The 13,935-nt window shown below is 55.2% G+C and carries 12 protein-coding genes and 1 pseudogene; 9 read left to right on the top strand and 4 right to left on the bottom strand.

Going from position 1 to position 13,935, the window contains the following annotated elements:
• Window positions 1-145: 145 nt before the first annotated feature.
• The 3 genes from ACVIN2_RS14660 to ACVIN2_RS14650 all read left to right on the top strand — a co-directional run bounded on the left by ACVIN2_RS14660 (window position 146) and on the right by ACVIN2_RS14650 (window position 4,365).
• On the top strand, window positions 146-1,117 hold the full coding sequence (locus tag ACVIN2_RS14660; RefSeq protein ID WP_456766113.1) for a LysR substrate-binding domain-containing protein: 972 nt from the start codon (window positions 146-148) through the stop codon (window positions 1,115-1,117).
• An 861-nt stretch (window positions 1,118-1,978) separates the two neighbouring features.
• Window positions 1,979-3,337, top strand: a complete 1,359-nt coding sequence (locus ACVIN2_RS14655) for an LLM class flavin-dependent oxidoreductase (protein WP_456766112.1) — start codon at window positions 1,979-1,981, stop codon at window positions 3,335-3,337.
• A gap of 35 nt (window positions 3,338-3,372) precedes the next feature.
• Entirely contained in the window at window positions 3,373-4,365 is a 993-nt protein-coding gene (locus ACVIN2_RS14650; protein WP_456766111.1) for a flavin reductase, read from the top strand.
• Between the two features lie 215 nt (window positions 4,366-4,580).
• Here the strand turns inward: ACVIN2_RS14650 and folD are convergent, their stop codons facing one another.
• Window positions 4,581-5,513 carry a bifunctional methylenetetrahydrofolate dehydrogenase/methenyltetrahydrofolate cyclohydrolase FolD gene (folD, locus tag ACVIN2_RS14645; RefSeq protein WP_456766110.1) on the bottom strand — a complete coding sequence of 311 codons (933 nt, stop codon included), beginning with the start codon at window positions 5,511-5,513 and terminating at the stop codon, window positions 4,581-4,583.
• Entirely contained in the window at window positions 5,482-6,375 is an 894-nt protein-coding gene (purU, locus tag ACVIN2_RS14640; RefSeq protein ID WP_456769726.1) for a formyltetrahydrofolate deformylase, read from the bottom strand. The genes folD and purU overlap by 32 nt, the downstream gene beginning before the upstream one ends.
• Window positions 6,376-7,164: 789 nt before the next feature.
• Between purU and ACVIN2_RS14635 the strand changes: the two genes are divergently transcribed.
• Entirely contained in the window at window positions 7,165-8,307 is a 1,143-nt protein-coding gene (locus tag ACVIN2_RS14635) for a GlxA family transcriptional regulator (RefSeq protein WP_456766109.1), read from the top strand.
• 37 nt (window positions 8,308-8,344) lie between these two features.
• Here the strand turns inward: ACVIN2_RS14635 and ACVIN2_RS14630 are convergent, their stop codons facing one another.
• Entirely contained in the window at window positions 8,345-8,701 is a 357-nt protein-coding gene (locus ACVIN2_RS14630; protein WP_456769725.1) for a dihydroneopterin aldolase, read from the bottom strand.
• Between the two features lie 516 nt (window positions 8,702-9,217).
• Window positions 9,218-9,751 carry a prolyl-tRNA synthetase associated domain-containing protein gene (locus ACVIN2_RS14625; protein WP_456766108.1) on the bottom strand — a complete coding sequence of 178 codons (534 nt, stop codon included), beginning with the start codon at window positions 9,749-9,751 and terminating at the stop codon, window positions 9,218-9,220.
• A 69-nt stretch (window positions 9,752-9,820) separates the two neighbouring features.
• On the opposite strand from ACVIN2_RS14625, the gene ACVIN2_RS14620 reads away from it, so the two are divergent.
• From ACVIN2_RS14620 to ACVIN2_RS14600, 5 genes and pseudogenes are all read left to right on the top strand, one after another.
• The gene (locus ACVIN2_RS14620; RefSeq protein ID WP_456766107.1) at window positions 9,821-10,114 is read left to right on the top strand and encodes a hypothetical protein; all 294 of its coding nucleotides are present in this window, start codon (window positions 9,821-9,823) and stop codon (window positions 10,112-10,114) included.
• Window positions 10,115-10,328: 214 nt separating this feature from the next.
• Window positions 10,329-10,691, top strand: a pseudogene (locus tag ACVIN2_RS14615) (FAD-dependent oxidoreductase); the annotation flags it as partial.
• 5 nt (window positions 10,692-10,696) lie between these two features.
• Window positions 10,697-10,966, top strand: a complete 270-nt coding sequence (locus tag ACVIN2_RS14610) for a sarcosine oxidase subunit gamma (RefSeq protein WP_456769724.1) — start codon at window positions 10,697-10,699, stop codon at window positions 10,964-10,966.
• A gap of 529 nt (window positions 10,967-11,495) precedes the next feature.
• Complete coding sequence (locus ACVIN2_RS14605; protein WP_456766106.1) at window positions 11,496-12,236, top strand: class II aldolase/adducin family protein; 741 nt, start codon at window positions 11,496-11,498, stop codon at window positions 12,234-12,236.
• Between the two features lie 118 nt (window positions 12,237-12,354).
• Window positions 12,355-13,902, top strand: coding sequence for an ABC transporter substrate-binding protein (locus ACVIN2_RS14600; protein WP_456766105.1), 1,548 nt, complete (start codon window positions 12,355-12,357; stop codon window positions 13,900-13,902).
• Window positions 13,903-13,935: the final 33 nt, after the last annotated feature.

Here is a 13,935-nt window from a genome sequence, read left to right as displayed (position 1 = left end):
GAACGCCCTACCACGAAGCAGCTGTTGGGTCAGAATCGTTGCGCAGAAAGGGAAGTTGCCGATACGTCAGCTCTACTTTACCATCTCCTCTGGACGCGACCTTTTGGTTTTGCGCTCGCTACCTGCTAGATTAAGGGTTTCATAGGTGGGTCAGCATCTAAAAAGTTTGCAGAATCGGCGGTCGACTGGTAAGCACAGCTTTATGCAACGGCTACGCTTCGCGCTCCCGCCGCCCTCTCTTCTCATCACATTTGAAGCAGCTGGACGGTGCCTCAGCTTTACCCAGGCGGCTGACGAACTAAACGTGTCGCGGGTGGCAGTGAGTCAGCAGATCAAAGCTTTGGAGAGCTTCATCGGCACTCCTCTTTTTTATCGTAAACAGCGATCAGTAGCGTTAACCCAAGTCGGTTCTCGCTATCATAAGGCGGTGTCGGCGGCACTCGCGCAGGTATTGGATGCGACAATAGAGATCAGCAAAAAGGCCGAGTCCAACGTAGTCAGCATCAGCGCAACCCCGGGCTTCACCACGTATTGGCTTCTGCCAAATATCACTACGTTTCAAACTGTCCACCCAAAGATCGAATTGCGCTTTATCGTTTCCGATACCGCGCTAGATCTGGCCCAAGAGAACATCGATGTCGGCATTCGTTATGGAGAGCCGCCATTCTCAGATTTAGATTCAACGCTGCTTGTTCGCGAGGAGATCAGCCCGACCTGCACGGCTAGCTATTTGAACGCCTGTGGTCTCGATGAAATTGAGGCGGCAGACCTCGTAAGACACCCTCTCATCGAACTGGACGGTCCTTACGACGAACAGACGCGTTGGTCGTCTTGGTTCCGCACGCAAGGCATTCACGTTGGAAAGTTACCTGGCGGAATCACTGTCAACACCTACACGAACCTCGTACAGGCAGCCCTAGACGGCCAAGGTTTTGCGTTGATCGGACCACCGCTGATTGATCGTTTTTTGGCGAACGGGACACTGGTTCAGCCTGTACTCTCACCTAAGGTTGTGCGACATGCTTTCCACCTGGTAACTCCGCTGCACGGCATACGCTCTGCTGCTGCAGGCGCTTTCATTGACTGGATTACACGTTGCTTCAAGGTCAGTGGTTGAGTTGATGCGTAGAAAAATGATTGGCTAATTTCCATAATCGGATCATTCGATTCGTGCGTCGTGCATCCAGCAGCGCCGACGGAGCCAATCGAGGTTGAGGACAGAACCTTTTGCTGGGCGAGCAGATCGATTGATCAAGCTCAGGAGGCCGGGACCGGGGAAAGATGGTCGTCGGTTTGCGGTTCTGTCACGACGATAGCCGTCTAGCGTTTCTCCTGGCAGGGACATGAGCGTTGCGCCGCGCTCGAACACAGCTTCAACGCTTCAACTTTGCCTTGAGTTTTGGTCTTACCTTTCGCGAGCCCAGCGCTGCAGCGCGCGATCGATGTTGGGACGCTTAAACCGTATGGGAGGAATACTGTACTGCTATTACCGCTCGCCTGTTGAGATTGACAGCAGGACCGATGCAGGCAATGCACCGGGCGCAAGCGTTCGACGCTGCATGCACGAGCTTTCTCACGATCGCAAGAGTGATCGCCTTGGACTGAGCGGGGAACCAGCCTCACTCGCTGAGATCAAGCGTTCGGCGCAAATGTCGTATGCGCGACCCGTAAAGCTCCCTGCACTTGCAGAAATGGCCGAGTCATAATGGTTGTGCGCGAACTCGTGCCGGGAAACTTAAACCAGTGAAGTACTGGAATAACAACAGAGCCGACGTCAGCTCGTCCGCGAGCAACCTTTTGGAGTAAGCAAGGCTTACGGCAAAGTTAGCTTTTTTCGACGTTTACAGGCTCCGGCGGTGGGGCTTAGGTAAGCCAAGAAATGACTTGAGCTGCGGTAAGTGGTCGATGGTGGACTTTGCAGCTTGGCAAACATCCGTAAGCCAGCGGTAACCATCGCAACATGGAGGGATCGACGATCATGACCAAACGTAAGATGAAGCTTGGGATCTCGATGCGCTACATGGGTTACCATGGCGGCTCTTGGCGACTTCCAGAGGTACAACCAGACGGTAGTTCGGATTTTCGTTGTTTTCTCAACATTGTCGAAACAGCCGAACGCAACAAGCTCGACTTGGTCTTTTTGGCCGACGGTATCGGTATCCGTTCTGACGACAATCCACGCGGCAGTCTTTGTAGAAGCCGTCAGAACGTTGAGCTTGAGCCGCTAACCCTTTTGTCAGCACTAGCGCCTCTCACGAAGCATATCGGCCTTATTGCCACGGCCTCCACCACCTACAACGAGCCCTACCACATCGCGCGAAAATTTGGCTCGCTGGACCAGATCAGCGCGGGCAGGGCAGGTTGGAATGTGGTCACCTCTTGGTCTGACCAGGAAGCTTGGAATTTCAATCGTGCCAAGCACTTGGATTATGACACGCGATATGAACGAGCCGAGGAGTTCGTCGACGTTGTAACAGGACTCTGGGATAGCTGGGATGCCGATGCCTTCGTTTGCGATAAGGAGGCTGGTATCTTCTATGATGAAAGGAAGCTTCATGTCCTCAATCACAGCGGTAAGCACTTTACGGTGCGTGGCCCACTCAGTGTGCGTCGTTCCCCCCAAGGAAGACCGATTTTGGTGCAAGCGGGCACTTCGGAAGTCGGACAACAAATTGCTGCCCGAGACTGTGACATCGTGTTCGCCGCCAAAAAGGACATCGAGTCGGCAAAGAGTTACTATAACTCAGTGAAGGCGCGGCTACCTCTTTATGGTCGTAATCGTGACGACCTATTGATGCTGGCCGGCCTGACGCCGATAGTCGCGCCCACGCGTGCCGAGGCTAGAGCAAAGTTTGAGCGGCTCGAAGGGCTCGTCGATCCGCTGGTAGGACTGGCAATGCTCTACCGCTCTTTTGGCGATCTCTCGCACCTGCCGCTCGACGGGCCGGTGCCGAAGCCAGATCTCGAAAGTGTGGGACTGCGGAGCAGTGCGCAAATGTACTGGGAGCTTTCTCAACGCGAGGGGCTGACGATACGCCAGCTGTATAAGAAGCTCGGCATGGCCCAGGAGCACAACACGGTAGTCGGTACGCCGGCTGACATCGTCGACGAAATGGAAGCTTGGATGGACGGCGGTGCGGCCGATGGCTTCAATATCACACCGACGCACTTGCCGCACGGTCTGAACGATTTCGTAGAATTGGTGCTGCCCGAGATTCGACGGAGAGGTCTGTTCCGAGATGAGTACGAAGGCAAGACTCTTCGCGAGAATCTAGGGCTCCATACCCCGCCGAGCCGCTATCAGCATCAGGCGGCGCGTGAGAGCCAGTCGGCTTGATGCTGTCGCCAATCAATTGTCGAATAGGTGCACCAATGTCCATAATGGTTAAAAGCGCTGCAACGGCGGGTATAGCCAGCCCCGGGGCACTAATAGAGGAAGGCAATCCGGCGGAAGACCCGCGTCTGTTCAGGCGCTGTTTAGGTCAGTATGCCACCGGAATTGCAATCATAACCACTGCAGTCGATGGAGAACGCGCCGGCGTAACGGTTAATTCGTTCACTTCGGTTTCGCTCGACCCACCCCTTGTTCTTTGGTCGATCAGCCGGGCTTCGCGTAGTTTCAGATTGTTCGAGAAGTGTGGCCGGTTTGCTGTCAACCTGCTGGGGGTGGATCAGACACGCATCGCCAGCCACTTTGCTAGCAAGTCCGATGACAAGTTCGCTGAGATCCGATGGCATGAAGGACTATCCAACGTACCCCTGATTGACGGGTGCGTTGTCAATCTTGAGTGCGAATGCGTTGCCCGTTACGACGGAGGTGACCACGTGATCCTGATTGGACGGGCAGAACATGCCAGGCGGTATCAATGCGAGCCACTGCTCTTTGTGCACGGCGGGTATGGTATCGCCTCCAGCCATCCGTCAATCTCGCCGACCCCAGGGTCAGAAGAAACTCCGGCGCTCGACAGCTTTGATAATCAGATCGTTCCCTTGATATTTGAGGCGCACAATGTGATGTCTGCGCGCTTCGACGAACATCGGTTTGCGGAAGGTGTTACGACTGCCGAGGCCCGGATTTTAGCTCAAGTCTATTTGGCGCCGGATACCAAACTTGACACGTTAGCAACCGCTACCTACCTCGGCCAACGTGAAGCGGAAGACGCGCTTAACGAACTTAAGGCGCGGTCACTTCTGATCTTGGAGCCTGATGGACGCGTAAGGCTGAGCCTTGAGGGAAAGCAGCTGCGAGAAGCGATCAGACGCCGTTGGCACCTGTTTCAGGAGAAACAGATTGAGGGTATTCCGGATGAGGATCTTAGAACTGCGATCCGAACGCTGACAAAACTAATTGTTCGAAACCGATAGCTCTGCGAGGCAAATCCGTGGCAACTCTGATGTAAATCAGTCACCAGCATCAAAGCCGAGCTAGAGTGCGTGTCGCACTGACGAACTGGAACTTGTCGGGCATGCCTCGACTAAAACGCTCATCGGCCGACGGTGAGCTTATGTTCTGCGGCAGGCGCGATCGGCTTTTCAGAAAAGGGGACTTGGGCGGACGTGTGGCACGGTATTAGTTCTCGTTAACCGGCAGAGACTCGCGAATTACGAGCGGTTCGTCTAGACTCTGCGGCCGTCATCGTGTTCCTGAGAAGGTAAGCGACTGTCATTGGTCCTACACCTCCGGGGACGGGAGTAATGTAGGCCGCCCTTTCTCGTGCTTGTTCGAAATCAACGTCGCCGACAATTCGACTCGGGACGCCGGGTGGGAAAACTCTATTGATCCCCACATCGATTATTGTCGCGCCCGGCTTAACCCAATGACCGCGAATAAGCCCCGGTGATCCAGCTGCAACCACGATCACATCGGCCCGGTTGCATATGCCGGGTAGGTCCCTTGTTTGAAGTTGCGCAGCTGTGACGGTGCAGCCAGCATCGCCAAGCAGCACACCAACGGGCTTTCCTACCAAGTTTGACCGTCCGACTACCGCGACATCAAGGCCGTCCAGGTCGTTCAGCACCGTTCGGATCAAGTGAATAACTCCCAGCGGCGTGCAAGGCGCTAGCATGGGACGGCCGACAGAGACACGACCTGCATTGTACGGATGGAAGCCGTCAACGTCTTTGTGCACATCGATAGATTCCAATACCCGCCAACCATCTATGTGCCGAGGCAACGGCAATTGAACGAGTATGCCATCGACGGCCGGATCCTCATTGAGAGCAAGGATCAGTTCGATCAACTCTTGCTCAGTCGCGCACGCGGGCAAGCGGTGTTCAAAAGAGTTAATACCGACCCGGTTGGCGAAGCGAATCTTGCTTTTGACGTAGATGCTGCTTGCTGGATCCTCGCCCACAAGGACAACGGCAAGGCCCGGTGCGGTATTGTAGGTCGCTACAAACCGGTCGACTTTCGAGGCGACTTGGTGGCGAAGGACGGCGGCGATGGCTTTGCCGTCTATGATCTGAGCTGCCATTACCTGGTCAATCTCGAAAGACCACAGTCTTGTGGCCATTTAGAAGAACGCGCCCATCCAAATGCCACGCAATGGCTCGTGAGAGCACCCGTCGCTCGATGTCCCGTCCCTTTCGCACAAGGTCCTCGGGAGTATCATGATGAGAGATTCGCTCGACGTCCTGCTCGATGATTGGGCCCTCATCGAGATCACCAGTGACGTAGTGCGCGGTAGCGCCTATCAGCTTCACGCCTCTCGAATGAGCTTGATGATAAGGCTTCGCGCCCTTGAACCCAGGCAAGAACGAATGATGTATGTTTATGCAACATCCTGCCAGTCTCGCAGAGAGAGAATCGGAAAGAATTTGCATGTATCTTGCCAAAACTACCAGGTCGACCTTCCGCTCTTGTACAACCTCCCAAATTCGACGTTCTTGATCTTCCTTGGTTTCTTTGGCGACAGGAAAATAGTCGAACGGGCTGCCATCGAAATCGAGATGAGCATAGGTCTCGCGGGGGTGGTTCGATATGATCCCTGCAAGCTCAAAATCCAGCTCCCCCGTCCGCCAACGATACAGAATGTCGGCGAGGCAGTGATCAGATTTCGACGCGAGAACCAGCACCCTTTGCCGAACACGGCGGCGGCGAAGATTGATCTTCATCCCAAAGGTCTCAGCGATGGCCTCAAATCCGTGGCAGATCAAGTCAATCTCGACCTGCTCGGGAATATCAAAGGCCACCCGCATGAAGAATTGCCCTGTTTCAGGATCACTGTATTGATGCGCCTCTTGTATGTTTCCACCGCACCCGTGCAGATGATGTGAAATCGATGCAACAATGCCGGGTCGATCAGGGCACGAAAGCGTGAGCAGCAATTGCGTGGGGGCACTGCTGAAACCCGGCTTAGTTTGAGTGACTTGCATTTCCGAATCCGCGAATACTTCACCTGCGCCAGTTTCGGTGATTGTCAAAGCCCAGATATGAGAGCAGAGCGGTTGCTCCTTGGCGAATTTCTTATCCTCGATACTTCCGGATGCGGACAGCACGAATGCGTCGATCCGGTATCACAGTCGCGACACGCGTTGCGCTTGATGCCGTCTGTCGAGCCGGTGCAAGCGGGCGGTGGCTGACCGAGCGTGGACGTGAACGGAACCGCGAGAAGATCGGGACGAGACGGGTTCGCCCGGTGAATGGCCATGCTCAGGCGGCGGACTTTGCGCCCGACCGCAAGCTGCTAGGGAACGCTCTTGACGAGCACGTGCATGGCTTCCGGGACGAGGCGCACCGAATGGGGTTGAGTAGATCCTGCAAGGCGATGCCTAGCCGCGTGTGCCGCCTCGGCAACCGGTAGCCATGAACACAAGCCGCCATGGTCGGCTATCGCCCTACTTGCGACAGTCTCTTGACATTTTGTCAAAACGTGGCAGTTTGTCAGCAGGAAATTCGCGATGGTTCGTTCGATATGCTCACCCTTGGTGCCCATATAGCGAATTCAGTACGGGGGATTCTAACGGCCGACACCGGAATGCCGTAGGTCTTTGTTTCGGAACCGGCCTGCTGGACGGCCATTACGCCCGACATTTCTCCGCTGGCGGGCGATCGGTGGTCCTCGGTAGAGTAGCTATCCTACGATGCTCACGGTCGCAAACGGACGCACAAGCCGCGCGTGACTGCCCGAATCATGAGGCCCTCAGTCGAGTTGCGAGCGTAAGATGAACCAGCCGAACAGCCGGAAGCAAAGGGCACCGCAAAACTCTCTGTCGGTGGGCTTTGTTCTGTTGCCGAATTTTACACTTACAGCGTTCTCCTGCATGGTAGACCTTCTAAGGCTTTCGGCCGACGAGGGAGATCGGAGTCGGCCCCAGCGATGCTCCTGGACCGTGCTCGGAGCTGACCTTAATCCGATTACGTCGAGCTGCGGCCTCCAGGTTGTTCCCTGGGAAACATTTAGTCAGCCGGAAAGATTCGACTATGTTGTTGTGATCGGGGGCCTCATTAGCAGAGAAATGAACTACAATCCGGTGGTGTTGAGGTTTCTGCAGAAAGTCGCAGCGGCAAGTATCCCCATCGTCGGGGTATGTACCGGCAGCTTCGCCCTTGCCGAGGCCGGTCTTCTAAAGGGACGCAAATGTTGCGTCAGTTGGTTTCACTTCTTCGACTTTCTTGAGAGGTATGCAGGTGTCGTTCCGGTCGCGGACCAACTATTTGTTGTAGATGGAAGTTTCATAACATGCCCGGGTGGTTTGGCTGCTCTCGATCTCGGCGCATGGATGATTGAGCGTCATCTAGGGCCGGGCTTGGTGCAGAAGGGCCTGCACATCATGCTTACGGACAAGGCGCGCTCTGCATTTGATGCTCAGCCTCAGCCTCCGGGAGTTGGGCCGGTGGCTGATGAGAGAGTTAAGCGCGCCATGTTGCTGATCGAGCAGAACCTAAGCACTCCGCCAAAAGTTGAGGAAATCGCAGCAAAGATCGGACTATCGAAGCGTCAGCTTGAAAGGCTTTTTCGGAAGATTGCTGGCAAGAGCATTCAAGAATTTTCGCGAGCCCTCCGCACCTATTACGGTCTTTGGTTGCTCGCGAACTCGACCAAAAGCATCACGGAAATTGCGTTCGAAGCGGGCTTTTCCGACCCGTCTCACTTCAACCGTCTCTTCCGCGCTACGTTTGGATGTTCGCCCTCAGCGATGAGGAGCGGGGGGGCCGATGCCATCCGGACGATCATTCAGAATAGACAAGATGCTGCCGCCGCACTGCCTGCGGACGGCCGTGCCTCAACGGCGGAAGCGCTCAATCGGAGCTTTCCGGACTGGACTGGCTTTCTTCAAAAGGAACGCCGTCCCTATCTGCAATAGCCATGTTTTGAGTGTGCCTGGCCTCGCAGTCAGGTTTTCACCTCTTCGCACTTGGGACACGCTTGCGCTCGACCGTAGCTCCTGCCGCAGAAAGAAACGGATCACCTGAGGTACAGCAGGTGCTAACGGTCGCTCTGACTGAGAGTACCCGGGCGTCACACCAAAGTATGGCATCAGCGAATGCTGCGCATGCACTCATCATCGAGCAATAAGCTTCCTTGGCGGCGATCTCAGCAATCTTCGCAACGATATCGGCGTAGTTGATTGTGTCTGCCAGGCTGTCAGTGACAGCAGGCCGATTGAGATCCGCTGATATGTCCAGGTTCAGACAGAGATTTTGACCGTGCTGCCTCGTTTTTGCTCCTATGTTGCTACTCTCGACAACGACGCGCACTCTGAGGCCATGCACGAAAATAGTATCGACTTGTTGCCCAAGCGAGCCAGGTGAAGCGGCCGACGAGGGTCGACTTTGATCGCCTATTCTAAGGCATCCTTGATCGCTGTAGCTGGGCGTCAAATTCGCACCCTCGAAACTGCCATGCAGAACTCCATTTCGAGACACATCGCCCAATGTATAATCGTTCTAGCGCCTCACGCCAATTTATCTAGCGCTAAGACAATCATGTCGCATGCGTACAAGGCTTGAGTGCGTTCAGTGCAGAGTGCTCACGTGGGCAAGCTTTGTGACGAGAGCGACGAGTTCGAACCGGGGGAATCCCCCGCGATACGCAAGGGTAGAGGCTAACCGAGTGCATGGTGGTCAAACCGCTAATCGCGGGATGCTCGAATTGTTCTTTCCGACTGGAAGTGAGGAGGCCGCTCTAAAAGGATCTTTTGGCGTCGCCACGAACTGCGCCAGCCAGAACATCGTCTGTTGGAATCATTCCGCGTTGACGTTCGGGCGTTCAGATCAGCTTTGTGTAGCTGCGCGGTCGGCTCCCAAGGAAACAACGATTGGATCGTGACCAGAAGATCTAAGGAACGCGATGGCGCTCTCTTGCGACAAAGACGTCGTGCGCGTGTTGATAAGAGGATGACAGTTAATGACCAGCCCGCTGAGTATTCGCTCATCCAGCACTACGGTCACCCGCAGCGCGGTGTCGTTACATGCTGCCAACAACGATACTGAACCTGGCTGAACACCCAACAGCTCCAAAAGTGCTTCGCGAGAACCGAAGGACATCCTCCCTCGCGCACCAATTTTCTGTGCTAGCGCGTTCAGGTCCACGATTGCACCTTCGTCGGTCACGATCAGAAAGTAGTTCCTTTTTGCATCTCGAAGAAATAGATTCTTGGTGTGAACGCCATCTATCTGGCCTCGCAATTCGCGAGCTTCTTCGACCGTAAAAACCGGTGGATGCTCTGTTGTCACGGGCTCCATACCTTTCGCGCTGAGTTGAGCCAACAGTTCATCACTCTTTCTTACGTCGTCTGAGAGATTCATGTTCTTCCTTAAGAAGCGCGGTGACGGTTAATAATACGATAGGCTAGCGACTCGGAGCAAAGGGAAATCATGGTCGTGTGCCCAAGTTTCCGCCAAACACTTGCCAAGCAAGCGCCGGCGGTTCTTATTTGCCTTGCCTTTGTGGGTTTTCCGGTAGAAATCAGCCTTCATGCGGCGTCAGTGCCGGAAGCTAAAGTGGTTCTCACAATTGGCTCCTGGATCGCAGCGACTTTGTTGGGGCTGCACACCATTTGCGTAGCCGCCTCTCAGGACGCAGGCGCAACATGGAAAACCCTCGAGAGGCGCAATTTGCTTCAGGGGGCGTTATTTGTTCTTGGTGCTGCCCTCGCGCTTTCAGGTTAGGGCCACGCCAAGCTCGGGCCCGCTTTGCGGTGTACGGAGAATGTCCTTCTAGCTGGACTTGGCCCGAATTCCGCAAGTATCTCGCTGGACTACCGTGTCGCCTGCGTACAATCGTGATGGCGGTTCGGTGCTCGTCGCAAGGTCACCTGAGCGGTATCGTTCGGGAGTCAACCCCCAAGGGTCCTATAGGGTCCTATCAAGCCACAAGGGTCCTATGAAGAGATTCTCCGGCTTTTCTTTGCTACGCGGCGGACTTAGCGGGCACACCAACTGGGAACGCCAATGGCGCTCGCCCAATCCGGAAGCGCGACAATGACGTTATCATCGGCGGCGGGCATGGGCTCGCGACCGCCTACTATCTGGCGACTCGATACGGAATTTCAAACGTAGCAGTCGTTGAGCGGGGATGGATTGGCGGCGGCAACGCAGCAAGAAATACGACGATCGTCCGTTCGAACTGCTACCTATTCGACGAAAGCGCCAGACTCTACGATCACGCCCTGAAGCTGTGGGAGCGGCTTAGTCAGGAGCTGAAAATGTCATGTACTCGCCTCGTGGCGTGCTTATGCTCAAGCATGCTCGATTGTTGATGTCAGTCACCGTTCGGAGGTCTTTGCGATATCAGGTCCACGTGCCGAGTACGTCTTAAATCACGCTTGTCCCCTGGACCTGTCCGAAACAGCGTTCCCAGTAGGCGCTTGCACTCGTACCGTCTTGGCGAAGGCGACAATCCTTCTTTCCCGAACGGCCCCCGAAACGTTTCATCTCGACATTTGGCGATCTTTTGCGCCTTACGCCTGGCAACTGTTGGACGAGGTATGCACGGAGTTTTCCGCAGCCCAAGCACGATGAAATGTGCGCGCGATCCGAGCCCATACAACCGGCGGCCGGGTTAAGGCGATGCTTTTTGCATTCGAAATGCGCGGCTCGACAGGTCGACTCGTCCTCGGTCAGATTGTCAGAAGTCTTCTCGATGTCAGTCTGCATTCCTGCATAATGGGCTCAATATTTGCCGGATTTCCGCGTCGTCACATCGTTAAAGTCAGCGATTAGTAGCGCAGTTCCGACTAGGACATCGCTGTGACCCGATTGGTTCTCGCCGACTACTCCAATTCGAGGAGCTTGCTGAACGGCCGGGGAGCCCTAGCTCTTGTTGCGGAAATGGAGCCGCTGTTGCCACCGCGCCCGCTAGCGAAAGTCACTTTGCTGACCGAATGGGGATGTCCCATGTGTCCGTCGAAACGGACGGTGAGCAGACATGCTCCGGAGTGACATGATGCTCGTGTGCTAAAAAGGTTGTCTTCGCGAATGAGAGCGCCAAGCCTCGGGTCCACATAGTGTCGGTTTGCTCGGTCTCGGCCCAAAAAGAGGAGAAAAGCAAGTGCGGAATATTGATGCCCAGGAATGGGAGGTCCGCTGCGATCTGGCCGCAGCGTACCGTTTGATCGCCCATTTCGGTATGGACGACCTAATCTATACTCACCTTTCCGCAAGACTCCCCGGCAAGGAGCATCTCTTTCTCCTCAATCCGTACGGATTGATGTTCGACGAGGTCACGGCGTCTAGCCTCGTCGTGGTTGACCCTGAGGGGCACGCGATTGAGGAGCAGAAAGAATCCAAGATCAACAGCGCAGGCTTCACAATCCATTCCGCTGTGCACATGAATCGACATGATGCTCAATGTGTCATGCACACGCATACTTTGGCGGGTATGGCAGTGGCTGCGCAGGAGCAGGGGCTATTACCGTTGAATCAAATGTCAATGGGCTTCTACGGCGGCATTGCGTATCACGGCTATGAGGGCATCGCGCTCGATCTCGACGAGCGCGAACGGCTGGTACGCGATCTCGGCGACAAAGACGTAATGATCCTGAAGCACCACGGTTTGCTTACGGTCGGTCGTACCATCGCTGAAGGCTTCTTTAACATGTACTATATGGAGCAATCCTGCCGCATTCAGCTCGCAGCAACGCAGGGTGGACAAAAAATCGCTCTACCACCCAGCGAAGTCGCCGCTCGTACGGCAGCGCAGTCCAATCGTAGTCCCAACACCAAGGGCCAACGGCCGTGGACGGCGCTCAAGCGTCGGCTCGACCGCATAAGCCCAGACTACGCGACCTGATGGTCAAGCAAGAATGGCTGAAGCGTAGGTCCTGACCCAGCAGCTTTGATGAACTTCACAAGCGCACTGCGCCGCGGCGTAAGAAACGAGCAGCGTCAATCTCGGGAGGGTTGGCTAAATGACAAACCAGATGCTGAACCGTCGCAATCTGAACAAATCGCTACTTGCCGCGGGTGTGACACTCGCCGCGAATGCATCACCCCTTTCGAGAGCCGTGGCGCAACCCAAGCGCGGCGGGCAGCTGCGGGTTGCAGCTCACGTTCAAGGTGTGCAAGACACGCTCGATCCAGCGAGATTTGTTCAAAGTACCGACTATGCGCGCGGCTTCATGCTTTATAATGGTCTGACCCGCATCGATGAGAAAGGGCAAGCCGTGCCCGAGCTCGCCGAGTCCTTTGAAGCGAATAAGGATGTGACCGAGTGGCAATTCAAGCTTCGGAAAGGTGTTGCGTTCCAGGACGGTAAAACGCTCGACGCAGATGACGTTGTGTACTCAATCATGCGTCATAAGGACCCAAAGGTTGCCTCCGCCTCCAAAGGCCTGGTGGAGGATATCATTGACGTGAGCGCGGACGGCAAGGACACGATTCGAATCAAGCTCAGAGCTCCCGATGCCGACATCCCAATCCTACTCGGCACGTTCGGATTTATGATCCTCAAGAATGGGACGACCGACTTCTCGACGGCTATCGGCACGGGCCCTTTCCGGATGAAAGAGTTCAAGCCTGGCGTCCGTACGCTGGTGACCCGGAATGAGAATTACTTTAAATCGGGGCGGCCCTACGTCGATGAGATCGAATATTTTGGCATCGGCGACCCGGCCGCGCGGCTGAATGCGTTGATGGCCGGCGACATTCAAATGATGTCGGGATTGCGCCCGAATGCAATCGACGATGTGAAGAAGGCGTCTGGGATCGAGGTTTTCTCAACACAGTGCCCGAATTTCATTCAGTTCGCGATGATGTGTGATCGCGCGCCCACGAACAATCTCGATTTCCGTTTAGCCATAAAAAATTTACTTGATCGCGAGCGGGTCGTGAATCAAGTCTTTAAGGGCTACGGCGTGATCGCGAATGATCACTTCGTTATGCCGCAGAGCCCATTGTACAATAGCTCTTTGCCGCAGCGTGGGGTCGACATCGAGAAGGCAAAGTTCCACCTTAAAAGGGCTGGGATGGAGAATACCAGCGTCGATCTACATGTATCGGAAGCCGTCTCGAACAGCATCGACATGGGGCTTGTTCTGCAACGAGAGGCGGGCCGCGCCGGACTTACGGTCAACCTGAGACGAGAGCCGGCCGACGGATACTATTCGAACGTCTGGATGAAGCGCGCTTTCCATGTCGCGGGGTGGAATCCTCGGCCGACGGAAACCATCATGGCCACCCTGGCCTGGAAGTCGGACGCCAAGTGGAATGACACCCAGTTCAAAAAGCCAGAGCTCGATAAGCTCATAGACGCGGCGCGTGGTACGGTCGACCCAGCCAGACGCAAGGAAGTCTTCTGGGAAATCGAGAGGATCATCTACGAACAGGGCGGCAATGCGATCCCCGCTTTCGTCAACTACCTCGATGCAATTTCCACCAAGGTGAAGGGGCTCACTCCTGTGCCAACGGGGAATCTCGGCGGCTTCAACTTCGCTGATAGCGTTTGGCTCGAGAGCTAGGAGAAGCTACTAGGCTCGTTTTTGTCTATATTG

The organism is Bradyrhizobium sp. USDA 3650 (genome assembly GCF_054057395.1).
This window is presented reverse-complemented; position numbering and strand designations above follow the sequence as displayed.

What these genes read in the sequence shown, in the direction of transcription:
- ACVIN2_RS14650 (WP_456766111.1), top strand. Translation starts at nt 3,373, where the DNA reads ATGTCCATAATGGTTAAAAGCGCTGCAACGGCGGGTATAGCCAGCCCC.
- ACVIN2_RS14655 (WP_456766112.1), top strand. Translation starts at nt 1,979, where the DNA reads ATGACCAAACGTAAGATGAAGCTTGGGATCTCGATGCGCTACATGGGT.
- folD (WP_456766110.1), bottom strand. Translation starts at nt 5,513, where the DNA reads ATGGCCACAAGACTGTGGTCTTTCGAGATTGACCAGGTAATGGCAGCT.
- purU (WP_456769726.1), bottom strand. Translation starts at nt 6,375, where the DNA reads ATGCAAGTCACTCAAACTAAGCCGGGTTTCAGCAGTGCCCCCACGCAA.
- ACVIN2_RS14620 (WP_456766107.1), top strand. Translation starts at nt 9,821, where the DNA reads ATGGTCGTGTGCCCAAGTTTCCGCCAAACACTTGCCAAGCAAGCGCCG.
- ACVIN2_RS14635 (WP_456766109.1), top strand. Translation starts at nt 7,165, where the DNA reads ATGAACCAGCCGAACAGCCGGAAGCAAAGGGCACCGCAAAACTCTCTG.
- ACVIN2_RS14625 (WP_456766108.1), bottom strand. Translation starts at nt 9,751, where the DNA reads ATGAATCTCTCAGACGACGTAAGAAAGAGTGATGAACTGTTGGCTCAA.
- ACVIN2_RS14600 (WP_456766105.1), top strand. Translation starts at nt 12,355, where the DNA reads ATGACAAACCAGATGCTGAACCGTCGCAATCTGAACAAATCGCTACTT.